Genomic DNA, 18,335 nt, shown 5'->3' on the forward strand with positions numbered 1-18,335 from the left:
ATCGGCTGTTTGACAGCTTCAACCCTGCACGATGCAGGTGGCCAGGTGCGCTGCAAGCGCATCAAAGGCAATGCTTTGTTGTTCACCCTGACCACGCAGGGGTTTGAAACTTACCACTTGCTGGGCCAACTCATCATCACCCAGGATCAGTGCATACAACGCACCGCTCTTGTCGGCTTTCTTGAACTGGCTTTTGAAGCTGCCGGCGCCGGCATTGACTTGCAAGCGCAGGTTCGGCAGTTGGTCGCGCAGTTTCTCGCTCAGGGCCAGGGCAGCCAGTTCGGCCGCCTCGCCAAAGGCACAGAAGTACACGTCCACCTGACGGGAGATTTCTTCGGGAACCTGCTCCAGGGTTTCCAGCAGCAGGATCAGCCGCTCGATGCCCATGGCAAAACCTACGCCGGTGGTCGGCTTGCCGCCCATCTGCTCGACCAGGCCGTCGTAACGACCACCGGCACACACCGTGCCCTGGGCGCCGAGCTTGTCGGTGACCCACTCGAACACGGTCTTGCTGTAGTAATCGAGGCCACGCACCAGTTTCGGGTTGATGACGTAAGGAATACCGGCTGCATCCAGGCGAGCCTTGAGGCCCTCGAAGTGGATACGGGACTCGTCGTCCAGGTAGTCGGCCATTTTCGGCGCGTCCACCAGTACGGCCTGGGTCTCGGCGTTCTTGGTGTCCAGTACCCGCAGCGGGTTGGTTTTCAGGCGGCGCTGGCTGTCTTCGTCCAGCTTGTCCAGGTGGGCCGACAGGAATTCCACCAGGGCTTCGCGGTAGCGGCCCCGGGATTCGCTGGTGCCCAGGCTGTTGAGTTCAAGCTTGACCGCATCACGGATGCCCAGCATGCCCCACAGGCGCCAGGTCAGCACGATCAGCTCGGCGTCGATGTCCGGACCGTCTAGGTTGAAGACTTCCAGGCCGATCTGGTGAAACTGGCGATAACGGCCTTTCTGCGGACGCTCGTGGCGGAACATCGGGCCGATGTACCAGAGCTTCTGCGGCTGGCCACCGCCGGTGAGGCCATGTTCGAGCACCGCACGCACACACGCGGCAGTACCTTCCGGACGTAGGGTCAGGGAGTCACCGTTGCGGTCTTCGAAGGTGTACATCTCTTTTTCGACGATGTCGGTCACTTCACCGATGGAGCGCTTGAACAGCTCGGTGAACTCGACGATCGGCATGCGGATCTGCTTGTAACCGTAGTTATCCAGCAGGCGCGCGACAGTGCCCTCGAAGTAGCGCCACAGGGGCGTCTGCTCAGGCAGGATGTCGTTCATGCCACGAATGGCTTGCAGAGACTTGCTCACATCAAATCCTTAAATTCGTTCGATCAGCCGCGCGCGATAACCGCTGCGTCAGCTTCGACCTTTTCGGCCGCTTTCTGGCGGATCAGCCGTTCCAGCTCATCCACCAGATTGTCATTCGTCAATTTCTGCGACGGCTTGCCGTCGATGTAAATCAGGTTTGGCGTACCACCGGTCAGGCCCACATGGGCCTCTTTGGCCTCACCCGGCCCGTTGACCACACAGCCGATCACCGCGACATCCAGCGGCACCAGCAGGTCTTCGAGGCGTACTTCCAGTTCGTTCATGGTTTTCACCACGTCGAAGTTCTGCCGCGAGCAGCTCGGGCAGGCAATGAAGTTGATGCCACGGGAACGCAAATGCAGGGATTTGAGAATGTCGTAACCGACTTTCACTTCCTCTACCGGGTCTGCCGCGAGGGAGATGCGAATAGTATCGCCAATCCCGTCGGCCAGCAGCATACCGAGACCCACCGCAGATTTCACTGTGCCTGAGCGTAAACCGCCGGCTTCAGTGATACCCAGGTGCAGCGGCTGGACGATTTCCTTGGCCAGCAGGCGGTACGCTTCTACCGCCATGAACACGTCGGAAGCCTTTACGCTGACCTTGAAGTCCTGGAAATTCAGGCGTTCAAGGTGTTCTACGTGGCGCAGCGCGGACTCGACCAGTGCGGCCGGCGTCGGCTCGCCGTACTTCTTTTGCAGGTCTTTTTCCAGGGAGCCGGCGTTGACGCCGATGCGGATTGGAATCCCGCGATCACGTGCGGCATCCACCACGGCGCGAACCCGGTCTTCACGGCCGATGTTGCCCGGGTTGATCCGCAGGCAATCGACGCCCAACTCGGCCACGCGCAACGCGATCTTGTAGTCGAAGTGGATATCGGCGACCAGCGGCACCTTGACCAGTTGCTTGATGCGGCCAAAGGCTTCGGCAGCGTCCATGTCCGGTACGGAAACCCGCACGATGTCGACGCCCGCCGCTTCCAGGCGGTTGATCTGGGCGACAGTGGCCGCCACATCATTGGTGTCGCTGTTGGTCATGCTCTGTACTGCGATGGGGGCATCGCCGCCCACCGGCACCGAGCCGACCCAGATCTTGCGCGATACGCGACGTTTGATTGGAGATTCGCCGTGCATGACTTTATTGTCCCAACTTGAGGCGAGCAGTCTCGCCACTGGTGAACGGCGCCACGTCCACAGGCTGGCCGTTGTAGGCCACTTGCGCGCCACGGGCAAAGCCCAGACGCAGCGTCAAAGGAGGCTTGCCGCCCTGGTCAAGTGTATCTCCCTTACGCTTCAGACCACTGAACAGCACCTTGCCGTTGCCATCGGAGACTTGCGTCCAGCAGTCAGCGACGTAGGTAATTTGTACTCGGCCATCACCGGCGATCAGTACCGGGGTGGTTGGCGCGGAAATCGCCGGGGCGACGGGAGCCGTTGTTGCCGGAGCCTGCGCCGGTACTGCTGGCGTTGCTGGCGTATGAGCTGGAGCAGCAGGCGTCACTGCAACCGCTGGAGCGGGTGCGACGGGTGCCACTGCGGCGGCAGTACCTGCTTCGGGCGCAGGCTGCTCGGCGCTTGGCTCTGCCTCAGGCGCCGCCTGACCCTGGGCCACGGCCTGGTCTTCCGGCTCATCCAACGGATGAATCTGGGTGGTGCCGTCGGCGCTTTCGACTTCGACGTGCTCCATGGCGTTGCTGGACAAGTCCTTGCCACGCTGGGCGGTCTGATCCTGCCACCATACAAAACCACCGCCGATCACGGCGATGAGCAGCAACAGGCTGACAATGCGCAAAATGGTGTGGGAAACCCGCACAGGCTCTTCAATGCGGCCAAGACCATGGACATTGCTGCCCTGGGAATCGGTACCGGTGATTTGGTCGAATTCCTGGACCAATGCAGCCTGGTCGATACCCAGCAACTTCGCGTAGGCGCGGATATAGCCGCGGGCAAAGGTATGCCCTGGCAGCTTGTCGAATGCGCCAGCTTCAAGGTTGCCCAATGAAGTCGTGGTCAAATTGAGCTTGAGGGCCACTTCTGCCAGCGACCAACCATTGCTTTCGCGGGCCTGACGCAAGGTCTCGCCTGGGTTTCCACGATTAGCTGCTACAACTTCCGGGTGCGCCGCTTTCATCATTGCTCCGACAGGTATTGCTGATATTCCGGCGTACCGGGATAGAGTCGTTCGAGTTTCTGGCCAAAAAGTGCGGCCTTGTCGCGTTCTTCATGAACCGTCGCCAGGCGCACACCGAGCAATAGACTACGTGCATTTTGCCCGCTCAGCAGGCTAAAACGCTCGTAATAGTCACGTGCCGGCACATAATGCCTGTCTTCGAAGGACAACTCAGCCATTTCGAGCAAGGCCCGTGGCTGGCGCTGGTTCAGGTGCAGGGCTTTTTCCAGTTGCTGGCGTGCGGTGTCGCGCTGGCCGAGAAGCATTGAGGTCACCCCCAGGTTCTCGAAAACCCGCGAACGCTCAGGATAGAGGGTATCGGCCGCAGCCTGCTGGAAATATTCGGATGCCTGGGCATAACGTTTCTGCGCAAACAAAAAACTGCCGTAGTTATTCAGCAGTCTTGGGTCGCCAGGGCGTGTGGCCAGGGCCTTTTGGAAATATTGATCGGCCAATTCGGGCTCGGCCTGGGCCTGGAACACCAAGGCCAACGCAGCATTGGCGTCGGCGTCGCTGCCATCCAGCTCGAGGGCTTTTTTCAGCGGCACCTTGGCCTGTTCGGTCATCCCTTGCTGCAAGTACCCCAAGCCCAGCTGCACATAGGCAGCTCGCGCTTCGTCACGGCCCTTGCCGGTTTGCAACGGGCTGTCATGGCCCGATGAAACACAGCCAGCCGCGAGGCTGGCAACAAGCAAAAGCAGCGCAAGGCGCAAGGGCATAGAGATCCTCTCTCAGGTTCGAGTCGCGGCGCTTTGCGGCATATCGTCGGCGGCACTCAATTCACGCACGGCGATATAACGTTCGCTGCGACGGGTGCGATCCAGCACCTGTCCTACCAATTGGCCACATGCCGCATCGATGTCTTCGCCGCGGGTGGTGCGCACGGTGACATTGAAGCCTGCATGGTGCAGTTGATCCTGGAAACGGCGGATGGCGTTGTTGCTCGGCCGCTCATAGCCAGAATGGGGAAACGGGTTAAACGGAATCAGGTTGATCTTGCACGGTACGTTCTTGAGCAACTCGATCATCTCGACCGCGTGCTCGACCTTGTCGTTGATGTCCTTGAGCATGGTGTACTCAATGGTCAACACACGCTTTTCGCCCAAGGTCGCCATGTAGCGCTGGCAAGATTCGAGCAGCATCTTAAGCGGATACTTCTTGTTGATCGGCACCAATTGGTTACGCAATGCGTCATTCGGTGCGTGCAGCGACAACGCCAGGGAGACGTCGATGTGCTTGGCCAGCTCATCGATCATCGGTACCACGCCGGAGGTCGACAGGGTCACGCGGCGCTTGGAGATACCGTAGCCCAGGTCGTCCATCATCAGGTGCATGGCCGCGACAACGTTGTCGAAGTTCAGCAGCGGCTCGCCCATGCCCATCATCACCACGTTGGTGATGGCACGGTCGGCGGTCGCCGGGATGCTGCCGAACGATTTATTGGCAATCCACACCTGGCCGATGACTTCGGCGGCGGTGAGGTTGCTGTTGAAACCTTGCTTGCCGGTGGAGCAGAAACTGCAGTCCAGGGCACAGCCTGCCTGGGACGAAACGCACAGAGTGCCGCGTTTGCCCTGGGGAATATACACGGTCTCGACGCAGCTGCCGGACGCCACGCGCACCACCCACTTACGGGTGCCGTCGGTGGAAATGTCCTCGCTGACCACTTCGGGGCCGCGAACTTCGGCAATGGCCTTGAGCTTGTCGCGCAGGGCCTTGCTGACGTTCGTCATGGCGTCGAAATCATCGACGCCAAGATGGTGAATCCACTTCATTACCTGAGCGGCACGAAAACGCTTCTCCCCGATTGAGTCGAAGAATTTTTCCATTTCCTGTTGAGTCAGACCCAGCAGGTTGGTTTTTGCAGTCAATGTAGTCATGGATTCACCTTCGCTCTTTTAAGCCAATGCTTAGCGAGCGGTTACTTCAGTAGCAGCGAAAAAGTACGAGATTTCGCGGGCAGCAGCGGCTTCGGAGTCCGAACCGTGAACGGCGTTGGCGTCGATCGATTCAGCGAAGTCAGCACGGATGGTGCCGGCAGCAGCTTCTTTAGGGTTGGTAGCGCCCATCAGCTCACGGTTCAGAGCGATAGCGTTTTCGCCTTCCAGAACCTGAACAACAACAGGGCCGGAGATCAGGAAGGCAACCAGTTCGCCGAACAAACAACGACCGCAGTGCTCAGCGAATAAGCCAACAGCTTCAGCCTTGGACAGTTGCTTGAGTTTCGAAGCTACAACCTTCAGGCCGGCTTTTTCGAAACGAGTGGTGATCTCGCCGATGACGTTTTTTGCAACAGCGTCAGGCTTGATGATGGAGAAAGTACGTTGAACAGCCATGGTGTAACTCCAGAAACGGTAATTTGCGAAAAATTAAACCCGCGAATTATACGCGGGTTCTTGGGTATTGCCTAACTGCGTAAGGGAGGCTTCAGTCCTGCTCTTCTTTCCAGGCAGTCTGAATAGCTTCAAGCACCTTTTCACCGCCGCGTTCCCGGTCATCTTCGAACCCTGGCAAGGCCATGACCATGTCACGCAAAGCTACAAAGTTCAGCGAATAAGGGTTCAAGTCCGGGTGACCATCGGCCAGCAGGATAGCGATTTCTTGTACATCAACCCATTTCAGGCTCATGACATTTCCTTGAATCAATGCGGCGCTTCGGCGGCATGGTTGAGCGAATACTTCGGAATTTCGACGGTAAGGTCTTCTGTTCCCACTTTTGCCTGACAGCTCAATCGCGACGTCGGCTCAAGGCCCCACGCCCTATCAAGATAGTCCTCTTCCAGCTCATCAGCCTCTTCCAGGCTATTGAAACCTTCGCGAATGATGCAATGGCACGTGGTACAGGCGTTAACGCCGCCGCAGGCGCTTTCGATCTCGATGTGGTTATCGTGAGCGACTTCGAGAATGGACTTGCCGGTCTCAGCCTCCACAACCATACCGTCCGGGCAATGCTCGGCGTGTGGCAGAAAAATGATCTGCGGCATCAGTTAATCCTCAAGTTCGTTCAAGTTGCGGCCCGCCAGGGCGGCTTTCACCGTCTGGTCCATGCGACGGGCGGCAAAGGCATCGGTCACTTGCGACAGGCGCTTGGTCTGTTGCTCGATGGCGTAACCATCGGTGCCTTTCATCAATTCAGCCAGTTCCTGCATTTGCAGGTCGATGACCATGCGCTCTTCGGCATCCAGCAGACGCTCGCCGTCAGCTTCAAGGGCGCCCTGCACCGCTTCGAGCAGGCGCTGGGCGTCGACTTGCTGCTCACGCAGCACGCGGGCGACCTTGTCGTCACCGGCGTACTGGAACGAATCCTTGAGCATCTTGGCGATTTCGCCGTCGGTCAGGCCGTAGGACGGCTTGACCTGGATGCTGGCTTCAACGCCGGAGGCCAGTTCGCGAGCGGCAACGCTGAGCAAGCCGTCGGCGTCGACCTGGAAGGTCACGCGAATCTTCGCCGCACCAGCCACCATCGCCGGAATGCCGCGCAATTCGAAGCGCGCCAGGGAACGGCAGTCGCTGATCAGCTCACGCTCGCCCTGCAGCACATGAATCATCATGGCCGTCTGACCATCTTTGTACGTGGTGAAGTCCTGGGCGCGGGCAACGGGGATGGTGGTGTTGCGGGGAATCACCTTCTCCATCAGGCCGCCCATGGTTTCCAGCCCCAGGGACAACGGAATCACGTCGAGCAAAAGCAGTTCGCCACCATCACGCTTGTTACCGGCGAGGGTATCGGCCTGGATCGCGGCACCGATAGCCACCACTTGATCCGGGTCGATTTCAGTCAGCGGCTGACGGCCGAAGGCTTCAGCGACCGCCTCACGAACACGCGGCACGCGGGTCGAACCACCCACCATGACCACGGCGACCACGTCTTCCAGCTCGACACCGGAATCACGCACGGCGCGGCGGCAGGCTTTCAGGCTGCGGGCGACCATCGGTTCGATCAACGAATCGAACGCTTCGCGGGTCAGTTGAGCCGACCAGCTACCGTAGGAAACTTCAACCGACGCAGCGTCAGTCAGCGCTTCTTTGGCGGCACAGGCAGTTTGCAGCAAATTACGTTGCGCACCCGGGTCCAGGTCGGCAGACAAGCCGGCGCTGGTGATGATCCAGCCAGCAATGGCGTGATCGAAGTCATCGCCACCCAGGGCGGTATCGCCACCGGTAGCCAGCACTTCGAAGACACCGCCGGTCAGGCGCAGGATCGAAATATCAAAGGTACCGCCGCCCAGGTCGTAAATAGCCACCAGGCCTTCGGCGTGCTGATCCAGGCCGTAAGCCACAGCGGCTGCGGTCGGCTCGTTGAGCAGGCGCAGCACGTTCAGGCCGGCAAGTTTCGCCGCATCCTTGGTGGCCTGGCGCTGAGCGTCATCGAAATATGCAGGAACAGTAATCACCGCACCTACCAGTTCGCCACCCAAGGTGGTCTCGGCGCGCTGGCGCAAGACCTTGAGGATATCGGCCGACACTTCCACCGGGCTTTTCGGGCCCTGGATCGTGTCGATGAACGGCATATGTGATTCGCCGCCGACAAAGCGGTATGGAAGCTGGTCGCCCAGCTGCTTGACATCGGACAAACCACGACCCATCAAGCGCTTGACCGACAGCACGGTATTCAAAGGATCGGTAGACGCCGCCAGCTTGGCCGACTCGCCCACTTCGGTACGGTCAGCGTGATAACGCACGGCAGACGGCAGGATGACCTGGCCATCCGCGTCGGGCAGCGGCTCGGAAAGACCGCTGCGCAATGCAGCGACCAGCGAATTGGTAGTGCCCAAGTCAATCCCGACCGCCAGACGACGCTGGTGCGGTTGAGGACTTTGACCGGGTTCGGCGATCTGCAGTAGGGCCATGGTAATCAGGACTTATCTGTATATCAGGCGTGCAACCTGGGCGGCACTGGGTTAATCGTCGAGGCGCTCTTCTAACTGGCGCACTTCGTAGGTGAGCTTGTCGAGGAACTGCATGCGCCGCATCAGGCGTTCGGCCTGTTCACGTTGCGCTGCATCATCCCAACAGGCTGCGAAGCTTTCGTTGAGTTCATCCTGGGCCACTTTCAGACGGCGCTTGAACACTGCGACTCCGGCCAGGCCAGCCTCGTCCTGCAGTTCTTCAAGCTCCTCGCGCCATTGCATCTGCTGCATCAGGAAATCAGGGTCCTGGACCGTGACTTCAAGCGGCAGCTCGCGACCGCCCATCGCGAGCAGGTAGCGCGCGCGTTTGGGAGGGTTCTTGAGCGTCTGATAGGCTTCGTTGAGGCTGGCTGATTGCTCCAGCGCCAGGCGTTGCTCACGCTCGGAAGCGTCAGCGAAGCGGTCCGGATGCACCCCACGCGCCAGTTCACGGTAGCGCGTGGCAAGCTGTTCAAGGTCCAGTCGAAAACTCGGCTGCAGCTCGAACAAAGCGAAATGACAAGGAGTACCCACGATCAGCCTCAGATGTTGAAGCTTTCGCCGCAGCCACATTCACCGCGCACGTTGGGGTTGTTGAACTTGAAGCCTTCGTTCAACCCTTCCTTGACGAAATCGAGTTCGGTGCCGTCCAGGTAGGTCAGGCTTTTCGGGTCGATGATCACTTTTTCGCCGTGACTCTCGAACACCTGATCTTCCTCGACCACCTCGTCGACAAACTCCAGCACGTAGGCAAGGCCGGAACAGCCTGTGGTGCGAACACCCAGACGAATCCCCTCACCTTTACCGCGCCCATTCAGGGAGCGGCGAATGTGCTGCGCAGCCGCTTCTGTCATGCTGATAGCCATCGTGACTCCTTACTCGTCGCCAAATTGCTTAGATCAAGCCTTTCTTCTGCTTGTAGTCGCGAACGGCCGCCTTGATGGCGTCTTCTGCGAGTACCGAGCAGTGGATTTTCACTGGCGGCAAGGCCAGTTCTTCGGCCAGCTGGGTGTTGCTGATAGTCACAGCCTCATCCAGGGTCTTGCCTTTCATCCATTCGGTCGCCAGGGAGCTGGAGGCGATGGCCGAACCGCAACCGTAGGTCTTGAACTTGGCGTCTTCGATAACGCCAGCTTCGTTGACCTTGATCTGCAGGCGCATAACGTCGCCGCACGCCGGAGCGCCGACCATGCCGGTGCCGACATCAGGGTCTTCCGCGTTCATCTTGCCGACGTTGCGCGGGTTTTCGTAGTGGTCGATGACCTTTTCGCTGTAAGCCATGGTACTGAATCCTCACTCATCAGGGCCGCTCTGGAACCCTGCAAACACGCCTGCGTTTTCCGCCACGTCTTTACAGAGCCTTTTGGGTGGCGGCTTCTATATTTAGTGTGCCGCCCACTCGATCTTGGAAATGTCGACACCGTCCTTGTACATGTCCCACAGCGGGGACAAGGTACGCAGCTTGGTGACGGCCTCGCAGACTTTCTGCGCGGCGTAGTCGACTTCTTCTTCGGTGGTGAAACGGCCGAATGTAAAGCGGATCGAGCTGTGAGCCAGTTCGTCGTTGCGGCCCAGGGCGCGCAGGACGTAAGACGGCTCAAGGGAAGCCGAGGTGCAGGCCGAGCCGGACGAAACCGCCAGGTCCTTGAGCGCCATGATCAGCGACTCGCCTTCGACGTAGTTGAAGCTCAAATTCAGGTTGTGCGGTACACGGGCGGTCATGCTGCCGTTGATGTACAGCTCTTCAAGGTGCTCGACCTGCTTGTAGAAGCGATCGCTCAGGGCCTTGATGCGCACGTTTTCGGCAGCCATGTCTTCCTTGGCCACACGGAACGCTTCGCCGATGCCGACGATCTGGTGGGTCGCCAGGGTGCCCGAACGCATGCCGCGCTCGTGACCGCCGCCGTGCATGGTGGCTTCGATACGTACGCGAGGCTTGCGGCTCACGTAGAGGGCGCCGATGCCTTTAGGTCCGTAGGTCTTGTGGGCAGAGAACGACATCAGGTCGACTTTCAGTTTCGACAGGTCAATATCGACCTTGCCGGTGGACTGCGCAGCGTCGACGTGCAGCAACACGCCCTTGGAGCGGGTCAGCTCGCCGATGGCGGCGATGTCGTTGATGGTGCCGATTTCGTTGTTCACGTGGATCACGGAAACCAGGATGGTGTCTTCACGCATCGCGGCTTCGATCATCGCAGGGGTCACGATACCGTCGGTGGTTGGCTCGAGGTAGGTAACCTCAAAACCTTCACGCTCCAGTTGGCGCATGGTGTCGAGGACAGCCTTGTGCTCAATCTTGGTGGTGATCAGGTGTTTGCCTTTGGTCGCGTAGAAATGCGCCGCACCCTTGATTGCCAGGTTGTCGGACTCGGTGGCACCGGAGGTCCAGACGATTTCACGTGGGTCGGCATTCACCAGGTCAGCGACCTGGCGACGAGCGTTTTCCACTGCCTCTTCAGCTTTCCAGCCGAAAACGTGGGAACGGGACGCCGGGTTACCGAAGTTTCCGTCAACCAGCAGGCATTCGCTCATCTTTTGCGCGACACGCGGATCAACCGGGGTGGTCGCTGAGTAATCAAGGTAAATCGGCAATTTCATGGACTTTCTCCTAAATCAGGCTGGCTGGCGTGCCGTTAGCTCTTCGGCTGTCACTCGACGGCGGACGCTTCAAAAATTTCCACACGCGGCGCCTTGGTGTTTCAACGGCGCTGGACCTGACGCTGGGCTACTTCTTGCACCTCACGGCGAGTCACAAGATCAGCCAAGCTGATACCACTCAAAAACTCATGGATCTGCAGGCTCAGGTCACACCACAAGTGGTGCGTGAGGCAGGTGTCACCAGCGTGGCAATCACCCAACCCCTGGCATTTGGTGGCATCGACGGATTCGTTCACCGCATCGATCACCTGGGCGACCTGTATGCCCTGCATGTCGCGGGACAATTGATAGCCACCGCCTGGACCACGAACGCTGGAAACCAGATTGCTGCGGCGCAACTTGGCGAACAACTGCTCGAGGTAGGACAGGGAAATGCCTTGGCGCTCGGAGATATCGGCCAGGGACACCGGCCCATTTTGCGCGTGCAAGGCCAGGTCAAGCATGGCGGTCACCGCGTATCGGCCTTTTGTAGTCAGTCTCATGGACAAGTACCAAGGTGTTTCAGAATGGGAGCAAGTATGCGATTCCCGAGTATTTAAGTCAACTATAAGACCTAGTACTTTAGTCAGGAATACCCGTAAAAAGGGCGCGCGAATCATAGCAGGGCGGGACGGGATGGACCAGCGGGAACAGGGCCAAGCGGGAATTCGGGACTAATGAAGGTCAAAATGTGGGAGCGGGCTTGCTCGCGAATGCGGTGATTCAGTCAATATATTCGGTGACTGACGCGCAGCTTTCGCGAGCAAGCCCGCTCCCACATGGGTTTTGCAGTGATTGCGAGACTTCAGCCAGCCTTGGTGGCGGCACTTTCGTCCTTGATCTCGGCGAAGTCTTCCTTGCGCAGCTCAGGCAGATCCTTGGCGCAGTAGCTGCTGCCGAGGTCTTTCAGGGCACCGCACATACCGTCCAGCTTGCCGTCCACCGCTTGCAGGTGATCCAGCAACTGACCGATGGCACGCGCTACCGGGTCAGGCATGTCTTCGCTGACGCCATAGGCATCGAAGCCGATCTTCTCGGCCATGGCCTTGCGCTTGGCTTCCTGCTCATCACCCACTTCCGGCTTGACGATGATCCGCCCCGGAATACCGACAACCGTTGCGCCAGGCGGTACAGCCTTGGTCACCACAGCATTGGAGCCGACCTTGGCGCCCGCACCCACGGTAAACGGACCGAGCACCTTCGCGCCCGCCCCGACTACAACGCCATCTTCCAGCGTAGGGTGGCGCTTGCCTTTGTTCCAGGTTGTGCCACCCAGGGTTACGCCCTGGTAAAGGGTCACGTCATCACCAATCTCGGCGGTCTCACCAATAACGATGCCCATGCCGTGGTCGATAAAGAAACGACGACCGACCTTGGCGCCCGGATGAATCTCAATCCCGGTCAACCAACGGCCGAAGTTCGACACCAGCCGCGCCAGCCATTTCCAGCCCATGCCCCACAAGGCGCCGGACAGGCGATGGATCCAGATCGCATGCATGCCCGGGTAGCAGGTCAGCACTTCAAAGGCGTTGCGCGCCGCCGGGTCACGGTGGAAAACACTCTGGATATCTTCTCGCAAACGCTCGAACATTTTTAATCCTTCCGCTTAAGAAGCTCGCCACGGGCCGCTTTCTGGGTTTCCGTGAGGATGCCACGCAATATATTCATTTCCGCTCGGCTGACCGAGCTGCGTCCGTACAACCGACGCAGGCGCGCCATCAAGTGCCGCGGTTTTTCCGGATCGAGGAACTCGATGGCCACCAGGGTTTGCTCCAGGTGCTCATAGAATCGCTCCAGCTCGTCCATGGTGGCCAGTTCGCCACTCTTGGTCGATGCAACCTCATCCTTTTCAACCTTGCTTGGCTGGCCTTCAGCGGCCAGCCAGGCCATGCGCACTTCATAGCTCAACACCTGCACCGCTGCCCCGAGGTTCAGCGAACTGAACTCGGGGTCTGATGGGATGTGCACGTGATAATGACATCGCTGCAGCTCTTCATTGGTCAGGCCGGAGTCTTCACGGCCGAATACCAAGGCGATTTCAGCGCCGCCGGCGGCCTCTTCCACGACTTTGGTCCCGCATTCGCGAGGATCCAGCAGCGGCCAGGGGATGCGACGGTCGCGAGCGCTGGTGCCGAGCACGAGGTTGCAGCCGACCAGGGCGTCTTCCAGGGTAGCAACGACCTGGGCTTTTTCGAGGATGTCATTGGCGCCAGACGCGCGCGCATCGGCCTCGTGGTGCGGGAACACCCGCGGCTCCACCAGCACCAGGCGCGTCAGCCCCATGTTCTTCATGGCTCGCGCCACGCCGCCGATATTGCCGGGATGACTGGTATTGACGAGGACGACACGGATGTTTTGCAGCAAGGGAGGCGCTCTCGGACACGGGAAAGGGGAGCAAATCTTACAGAACAGCCTAAGGTTATGCCATGAAAGGTAACGTCGTCCTTCACCTGAAGAAAGTTTCTGCTAGAATGCTCGGCTTTCTTTAACAACCTTAGGTGACACATCCATGCAGCCCATGCTGAATATCGCGCTGCGCGCCGCCCGCAGCGCCAGTGAATTGATCTTCCGCTCCATCGAGCGCCTGGATACCATCAAGGTCGACGAAAAAGACGCCAAGGATTACGTATCCGAGGTGGATCGCGCCGCCGAGCAGAAAATCATCGACGCGCTGCGCAAGGCCTACCCTACCCACGGCATCCTCGGTGAAGAAACCGGTTTGCACAAAGGTAGCGGCGAAGGCGAAGACTACCTGTGGATCATCGACCCACTGGATGGCACCACCAACTTCCTGCGCGGTATCCCGCACTTTGCCGTGAGCATTGCCTGCAAATACCGTGGCCGCCTGGAACACGCCGTTGTGCTGGACCCGGTTCGCCAGGAAGAATTCACCGCCAGCCGTGGCCGTGGCGCTCAGTTGAACGGTCGCCGCCTGCGTGTCAGCGGTCGCACCAGCCTCGACGGCGCCCTGCTGGGTACCGGCTTCCCGTTCCGTGACGACCAGATGGACAACCTGGAAAACTACCTGGGCATGTTCCGCGCCCTGGTTGGCCAGACCGCCGGCATCCGTCGCGCCGGCGCAGCCAGCCTGGACCTGGCATATGTCGCTGCCGGCCGTTTTGATGCGTTCTGGGAGTCGGGCCTGTCCGAGTGGGACATGGCTGCAGGCGCACTGCTGATTCAAGAAGCGGGCGGCCTGGTGAGCGACTTCACCGGTGGTCACGACTTCCTGGAGAAGGGTCACGTGGTTGCCGGCAACACCAAATGCTTCAAGGCAGTCCTGACGGCGATCCAGCCGCATCTGCCGGCTTCGCTGAAGCGCTAAGCGAGCGAGCACAAAAAAGCACCCCTCGGGGTGCTTTTTTTATACCTGGGATTACTGCTGCGGCTGGTTCTGACCGATAACCAGGCGCCCTTCCTTGTCGACGGGGATCTGGTTGCCCGGATCACGATCCATGCGCACGGAGCCTTCCTTGCCGTCCAGGGTGTAACGTACGTCGTACCCGACAACCTTGTCGCTGATGTCATTAACGGTATTACAACGAGTTTGCGTGGTGGTGTAGGTATCGCGGTTCTGCATGCCTTCCTGAACCTTGTTACCAGCGTAACCGCCACCGACCGCACCGGCCACGGTGGCCAGCTTCTTGCCATTACCGCCGCCGACCTGATTACCCAACAGGCCGCCCGCCAGCGCACCGACCACCGTACCAACGATCTGATGCTGATCCTGCACAGGTTTCTGCCGGGTTACGGCAACATCCTTGCAGACTTCACGCGGGGTTTTAATCTGGGTTTTCACCGGCTGCACCGCCAGCACTTGCGCATACTCAGGGCCGCTTTTTACCAGGCTGTAGGTGGCAACAGCACCCCCGGCAGTCACACCGACAGCACCCAATACCGCACCAACCAGTAACGACTTGTTCACGTGAACCTCCTGACCATCACAAACGGACCGAACGATCCGCGCTATACCCAGCCTTGGAGCAAAAAAAAAGGCGCGAGTTCAATACTCGCGCCTTATTTGTAACAGCAGATCAACAATCACCCATCAAGGGCGGTCGTCGACCTCCTTGCCGGTGCTGGCAGGAGGGATCAAGTCTTCGCTGTTGAGGTTCAGCCAGATCAGTACCACGTTGGCGATGTAGATCGACGAGTAGGTACCCGCCAGCACGCCGATGAACAGCGACAGCGAGAAGCCCCACAGGTTGTCGCCACCGAACACCATCAGTGCGGCAATCGCCAGCAAGGTGGAGATCGAAGTCGCCATGGTGCGCAGCAGGGTCTGGGTGGTGGAGATGTTGATGTTCTCGATCAACGTCGCCTTGCGCAGCACCCGGAAGTTCTCACGAACCCGGTCGAATACCACGATGGTGTCGTTGAGGGAGTAGCCAATGATTGCCAGCACCGCCGCCAATACCGTCAGATCGAAGGTGATCTGGAAGTAGGCCAGGATACCCACGGTCACGATCACGTCGTGGATCAGCGACACAATGGCGCCGACACCGAACTTCCACTGAAAGCGGAAAGCCAGGTAGATCATGATGCCGACCAGCGCCATCAGCATGCCGAGGCCGCCCTGGTCGCGCAGTTCTTCACCTACCTGCGGGCCCACGAACTCGACGCGCTTGACCGACGCCGGGTTGTCGCCGCCGACCTTCTGCAAGGCCTCGGCTACCTGGTGACCCAGTTGCGGGTCTTCGCCCGGCATACGCACCAGCAGGTCGGTGGTTGCACCAAAGCTCTGGACGATGGCTTCGTGATAGCCGGCCTTGACCAGCTCGTTGCGCACCAGGCTAACGTCGGCCGGCTTCTCGTAGGTCAGCTCGATGAGCGTACCGCCGGTGAAGTCCAGACCGTAGTTCAGGCCCTTATGGAACCAGCTGAACAACGCCAGAACGGTCAGGAGCATGGTGAAGCCGAACGCAACGTTGCGAACGCCCATGAAGTTGATTGTACGTAACATGGCAGCCCCTTAAATCCACAACTTCTTGAAGTCACGTCCGCCAAAGATCAGGTTGACCATTGCGCGGGTCACCATGATGGCCGTGAACATCGAGGTAAAGATACCGAGGGACATGGTCACCGCAAAACCTTTGACCGGGCCGGTGCCCATGGCAAAGAGAATCCCGCCGACCAACAGGGTGGTCAGGTTGGAGTCGAGAATTGCAGTAAATGCCCGGCCGAAGCCTTCGTTGATTGCCCGTTGCACGGTCATGCCCGCAGCAATCTCTTCACGAATCCGCGAGAAGATCAGTACGTTGGCGTCAACCGCCATACCCATGGTGAGTACGATACCGGCGATACCTGGCAGGGTCAGCGTTGCACCCAGCAGCGACATCAGGGCCAGCAGCATCACCATGTTGCCCGCCAGCGCGACGGTGGCGATGACGCCGAAGAAGCGATAGATGGCGATGATGAACAGGGAGACGAACAGCATGCCCCACAGTGCAGCGTCGATACCCTTGGTGATGTTGTCAGCACCCAGGCTCGGGCCGATGGTACGTTCTTCAGCGAAGTACATCGGGGCGGCCAGGCCACCGGCACGCAGCAGCAGCGCCAGTTCGGACGACTCACCCTGGCCGTTCAGGCCGGTGATGCGGAATTGAGCACCCAGCGGCGACTGGATGGTCGCCAGGCTGATGATCTTCTTCTCTTCTTTAAAGGTCTGTACCGGTACGTCTTTCTCGACGCCGTCGACCACTTGCTTGGTGTAGGTGGTGACAGGACGCTGCTCGATGAAGATCACCGCCATGCTGCGACCGACGTTGCTGCGGGTTGCGCGGCTCATCAGTTCGCCGCCGTGGCCATCCAGGCGGATGTTCACTTCAGGCGTACCGTGCTCGCCGAAACCAGCCTTGGCGTCGGTCACCTGGTCACCCGTAATGATCAAGCCACGCTCGATCAGTGCAGGTGGACGATTGCCTTCACGGAACTCGAACTCTTCTGCAGTAGCACGGGTAGCACCCGGCTCAGCCGCCAGGCGGAATTCCAGGTTGGCTGTTTTACCCAGGATACGCTTGGCTTCAGCGGTGTCCTGCACGCCCGGCAGTTCAACCACGATGCGGTTGGCACCCTGGCGCTGAACGATCGGCTCGGCCACACCCAGTTCGTTGACGCGGTTACGTACCGTGGTCAAGTTCTGCTTGATCGAGTATTCACGGATTTCCGCCAGCTTGGCCGGGGTCATCGCCAGACGCAGTACCGCCTGACCATTGAGGTCGGCCGGAACAATGTCGAAATCGTTGAAGTTCTTGCGGATCAGCGCACGGGCCTGTTCGCGGGTTGCTTCGTCAGCAAAGCCCAGCTGGATGGCACCGTTGAGCTGCGGCAGGCTGCGATAACGCAGGCGCTCTTTACGCAGCAGGCTCTTCACATCGCCTTCGTAGACTTTCAGGCGAGCGTCGAGGGCCTTGTCCATGTCCACTTCCAGCAGGAAGTGCACACCACCGGACAAGTCCAGACCCAGCTTCATCGGGTGTGCGCCGATCGCGCGCAGCCATTTTGGCGTGGTCTGTGCCAGGTTCAGTGCGACGACGTAGTCATCACCCATGACCTTGCGCACAACGTCTTTTGCCGGCAATTGGTCCTCTTGCTTGGTCAGGCGCAACAAGCCGCCCTTCGCATCAGCAGCCAAACTTGCCGCTTTAACCTGGATACCCGCGTCGGTGAGCGCTTTGCTCGCACGGTCCAGATCAGCCTGATTGACCTGCAGCGCAGTGCTGGCGCCAGTGATCTGGATAGCCGGGTCATCAGGATAGAGATTGGGAGCGGAATAAATAAAACCGATCGCCAGCACCGCCAGGATCAGTACGTATTTCCACAGAGGGTATTTGTTCAGCATCACGCCGCCCGCTTATAACGCGGGGCGCCTTGCGCGCCCCGTCGATTGGTAAAGGTTGTTACTTAGATCGCTTTGAGCGTGCCTTTTGGCAGCGTGGCAGCGATGGCGCCCTTCTGGAACTTCATTTCTACGGTGTCGGAGACTTCCAGAACCACGAAAGCGTCGGACACTTTAGTGATCTTGCCGGCGATGCCGCCAGTGGTCACGACTTCGTCGCCTTTCTGCAAGCTGCCCAGCAGGTTCTTCTGCTCTTTGGCGCGCTTGGCCTGTGGACGCCAGATCATCAGGTAGAAGATGACCAGGAAGCCGACCAGGAAAATCCACTCAAAACCACCGCCCATAGGACCGGCAGCGGCCGGTGCAGCGGCATCAGCCATGGCATTAGAGATAAAAAAGCTCATTTAGCACTCCAGTTGCAAATAGTGAATCTTAGGGTCGGAAAACTCAGTCCAAGGGCGGCACAGGCAGCCCGCGCTTGGCATATTTGGCTT

Annotated in this window: 21 protein-coding genes; 1 reads left to right on the top strand and 20 read right to left on the bottom strand. The window is 59.2% G+C overall.

The window, feature by feature from the left end:
* Positions 1–18: 18 nt before the first annotated feature.
* The 16 genes from hisS to trmJ form a co-directional block, all read right to left on the bottom strand.
* Entirely contained in the window at positions 19–1,308 is a 1,290-nt protein-coding gene (hisS, locus tag ACIOMR_RS21410; RefSeq protein ID WP_003209664.1) for a histidine--tRNA ligase, read from the bottom strand.
* A 23-nt stretch (positions 1,309–1,331) separates the two neighbouring features.
* The gene (ispG, locus tag ACIOMR_RS21415; RefSeq protein WP_003209666.1) at positions 1,332–2,441 is read right to left on the bottom strand and encodes a flavodoxin-dependent (E)-4-hydroxy-3-methylbut-2-enyl-diphosphate synthase; all 1,110 of its coding nucleotides are present in this window, start codon (positions 2,439–2,441) and stop codon (positions 1,332–1,334) included.
* A 4-nt stretch (positions 2,442–2,445) separates the two neighbouring features.
* Positions 2,446–3,438 (bottom strand): RodZ family helix-turn-helix domain-containing protein, encoded by a 993-nt coding sequence (locus ACIOMR_RS21420; RefSeq protein ID WP_003209667.1) that lies wholly within the window; start codon positions 3,436–3,438, stop codon positions 2,446–2,448.
* Positions 3,438–4,196, bottom strand: a complete 759-nt coding sequence (gene pilW / locus ACIOMR_RS21425) for a type IV pilus biogenesis/stability protein PilW (RefSeq protein ID WP_401196248.1) — start codon at positions 4,194–4,196, stop codon at positions 3,438–3,440. Before pilW ends, ACIOMR_RS21420 begins: the two co-directional genes overlap by 1 nt.
* Before the next feature lie 12 nt (positions 4,197–4,208).
* Entirely contained in the window at positions 4,209–5,357 is a 1,149-nt protein-coding gene (gene rlmN / locus ACIOMR_RS21430) for a 23S rRNA (adenine(2503)-C(2))-methyltransferase RlmN (protein WP_003209670.1), read from the bottom strand.
* A 30-nt stretch (positions 5,358–5,387) separates the two neighbouring features.
* Positions 5,388–5,813, bottom strand: a complete 426-nt coding sequence (gene ndk, locus ACIOMR_RS21435; protein WP_401196250.1) for a nucleoside-diphosphate kinase — start codon at positions 5,811–5,813, stop codon at positions 5,388–5,390.
* A 91-nt stretch (positions 5,814–5,904) separates the two neighbouring features.
* The gene (iscX, locus tag ACIOMR_RS21440) at positions 5,905–6,105 is read right to left on the bottom strand and encodes a Fe-S cluster assembly protein IscX (protein ID WP_177116667.1); all 201 of its coding nucleotides are present in this window, start codon (positions 6,103–6,105) and stop codon (positions 5,905–5,907) included.
* 14 nt (positions 6,106–6,119) lie between these two features.
* Positions 6,120–6,461: an ISC system 2Fe-2S type ferredoxin gene (gene fdx, locus ACIOMR_RS21445; protein WP_003209674.1), complete on the bottom strand. Its 342-nt coding sequence runs from the start codon at positions 6,459–6,461 to the stop codon at positions 6,120–6,122.
* 3 nt (positions 6,462–6,464) lie between these two features.
* Positions 6,465–8,327 (bottom strand): Fe-S protein assembly chaperone HscA, encoded by a 1,863-nt coding sequence (hscA, locus tag ACIOMR_RS21450; protein ID WP_087695132.1) that lies wholly within the window; start codon positions 8,325–8,327, stop codon positions 6,465–6,467.
* 51 nt (positions 8,328–8,378) lie between these two features.
* Positions 8,379–8,900 (bottom strand): co-chaperone HscB, encoded by a 522-nt coding sequence (hscB, locus tag ACIOMR_RS21455; RefSeq protein WP_401196254.1) that lies wholly within the window; start codon positions 8,898–8,900, stop codon positions 8,379–8,381.
* 8 nt (positions 8,901–8,908) lie between these two features.
* Positions 8,909–9,232 carry an iron-sulfur cluster assembly protein IscA gene (gene iscA, locus ACIOMR_RS21460; protein ID WP_003209680.1) on the bottom strand — a complete coding sequence of 108 codons (324 nt, stop codon included), beginning with the start codon at positions 9,230–9,232 and terminating at the stop codon, positions 8,909–8,911.
* A 28-nt stretch (positions 9,233–9,260) separates the two neighbouring features.
* Positions 9,261–9,647 (bottom strand): Fe-S cluster assembly scaffold IscU, encoded by a 387-nt coding sequence (gene iscU / locus ACIOMR_RS21465; RefSeq protein WP_003209682.1) that lies wholly within the window; start codon positions 9,645–9,647, stop codon positions 9,261–9,263.
* A gap of 102 nt (positions 9,648–9,749) precedes the next feature.
* Positions 9,750–10,964, bottom strand: a complete 1,215-nt coding sequence (locus ACIOMR_RS21470; RefSeq protein WP_008438290.1) for an IscS subfamily cysteine desulfurase — start codon at positions 10,962–10,964, stop codon at positions 9,750–9,752.
* Positions 10,965–11,065: 101 nt separating this feature from the next.
* On the bottom strand, positions 11,066–11,506 hold the full coding sequence (gene iscR / locus ACIOMR_RS21475) for a Fe-S cluster assembly transcriptional regulator IscR (protein WP_401196259.1): 441 nt from the start codon (positions 11,504–11,506) through the stop codon (positions 11,066–11,068).
* Positions 11,507–11,808: 302 nt separating this feature from the next.
* Positions 11,809–12,594 (bottom strand): serine O-acetyltransferase, encoded by a 786-nt coding sequence (gene cysE / locus ACIOMR_RS21480; protein WP_008438291.1) that lies wholly within the window; start codon positions 12,592–12,594, stop codon positions 11,809–11,811.
* Positions 12,595–12,596: 2 nt separating this feature from the next.
* Complete coding sequence (gene trmJ / locus ACIOMR_RS21485) at positions 12,597–13,367, bottom strand: tRNA (cytosine(32)/uridine(32)-2'-O)-methyltransferase TrmJ (protein ID WP_003210307.1); 771 nt, start codon at positions 13,365–13,367, stop codon at positions 12,597–12,599.
* Between the two features lie 145 nt (positions 13,368–13,512).
* On the opposite strand from trmJ, the gene suhB reads away from it, so the two are divergent.
* On the top strand, positions 13,513–14,328 hold the full coding sequence (gene suhB / locus ACIOMR_RS21490; RefSeq protein WP_003175971.1) for an inositol-phosphate phosphatase: 816 nt from the start codon (positions 13,513–13,515) through the stop codon (positions 14,326–14,328).
* Positions 14,329–14,379: 51 nt separating this feature from the next.
* Here the strand turns inward: suhB and ACIOMR_RS21495 are convergent, their stop codons facing one another.
* The 4 genes from ACIOMR_RS21495 to yajC all read right to left on the bottom strand — a co-directional run bounded on the left by ACIOMR_RS21495 (position 14,380) and on the right by yajC (position 18,245).
* Positions 14,380–14,928, bottom strand: coding sequence for a glycine zipper 2TM domain-containing protein (locus ACIOMR_RS21495; protein WP_003210309.1), 549 nt, complete (start codon positions 14,926–14,928; stop codon positions 14,380–14,382).
* A 123-nt stretch (positions 14,929–15,051) separates the two neighbouring features.
* Entirely contained in the window at positions 15,052–15,966 is a 915-nt protein-coding gene (gene secF, locus ACIOMR_RS21500) for a protein translocase subunit SecF (protein WP_003210311.1), read from the bottom strand.
* Positions 15,967–15,975: 9 nt separating this feature from the next.
* Positions 15,976–17,844: a protein translocase subunit SecD gene (gene secD, locus ACIOMR_RS21505; protein ID WP_003210312.1), complete on the bottom strand. Its 1,869-nt coding sequence runs from the start codon at positions 17,842–17,844 to the stop codon at positions 15,976–15,978.
* A gap of 62 nt (positions 17,845–17,906) precedes the next feature.
* Positions 17,907–18,245 (bottom strand): preprotein translocase subunit YajC, encoded by a 339-nt coding sequence (gene yajC, locus ACIOMR_RS21510; protein WP_003175975.1) that lies wholly within the window; start codon positions 18,243–18,245, stop codon positions 17,907–17,909.
* Positions 18,246–18,335: the final 90 nt, after the last annotated feature.

Source organism: Pseudomonas sp. NPDC087814, assembly GCF_044742865.1.
GTDB lineage: Bacteria > Pseudomonadota > Gammaproteobacteria > Pseudomonadales > Pseudomonadaceae > Aquipseudomonas.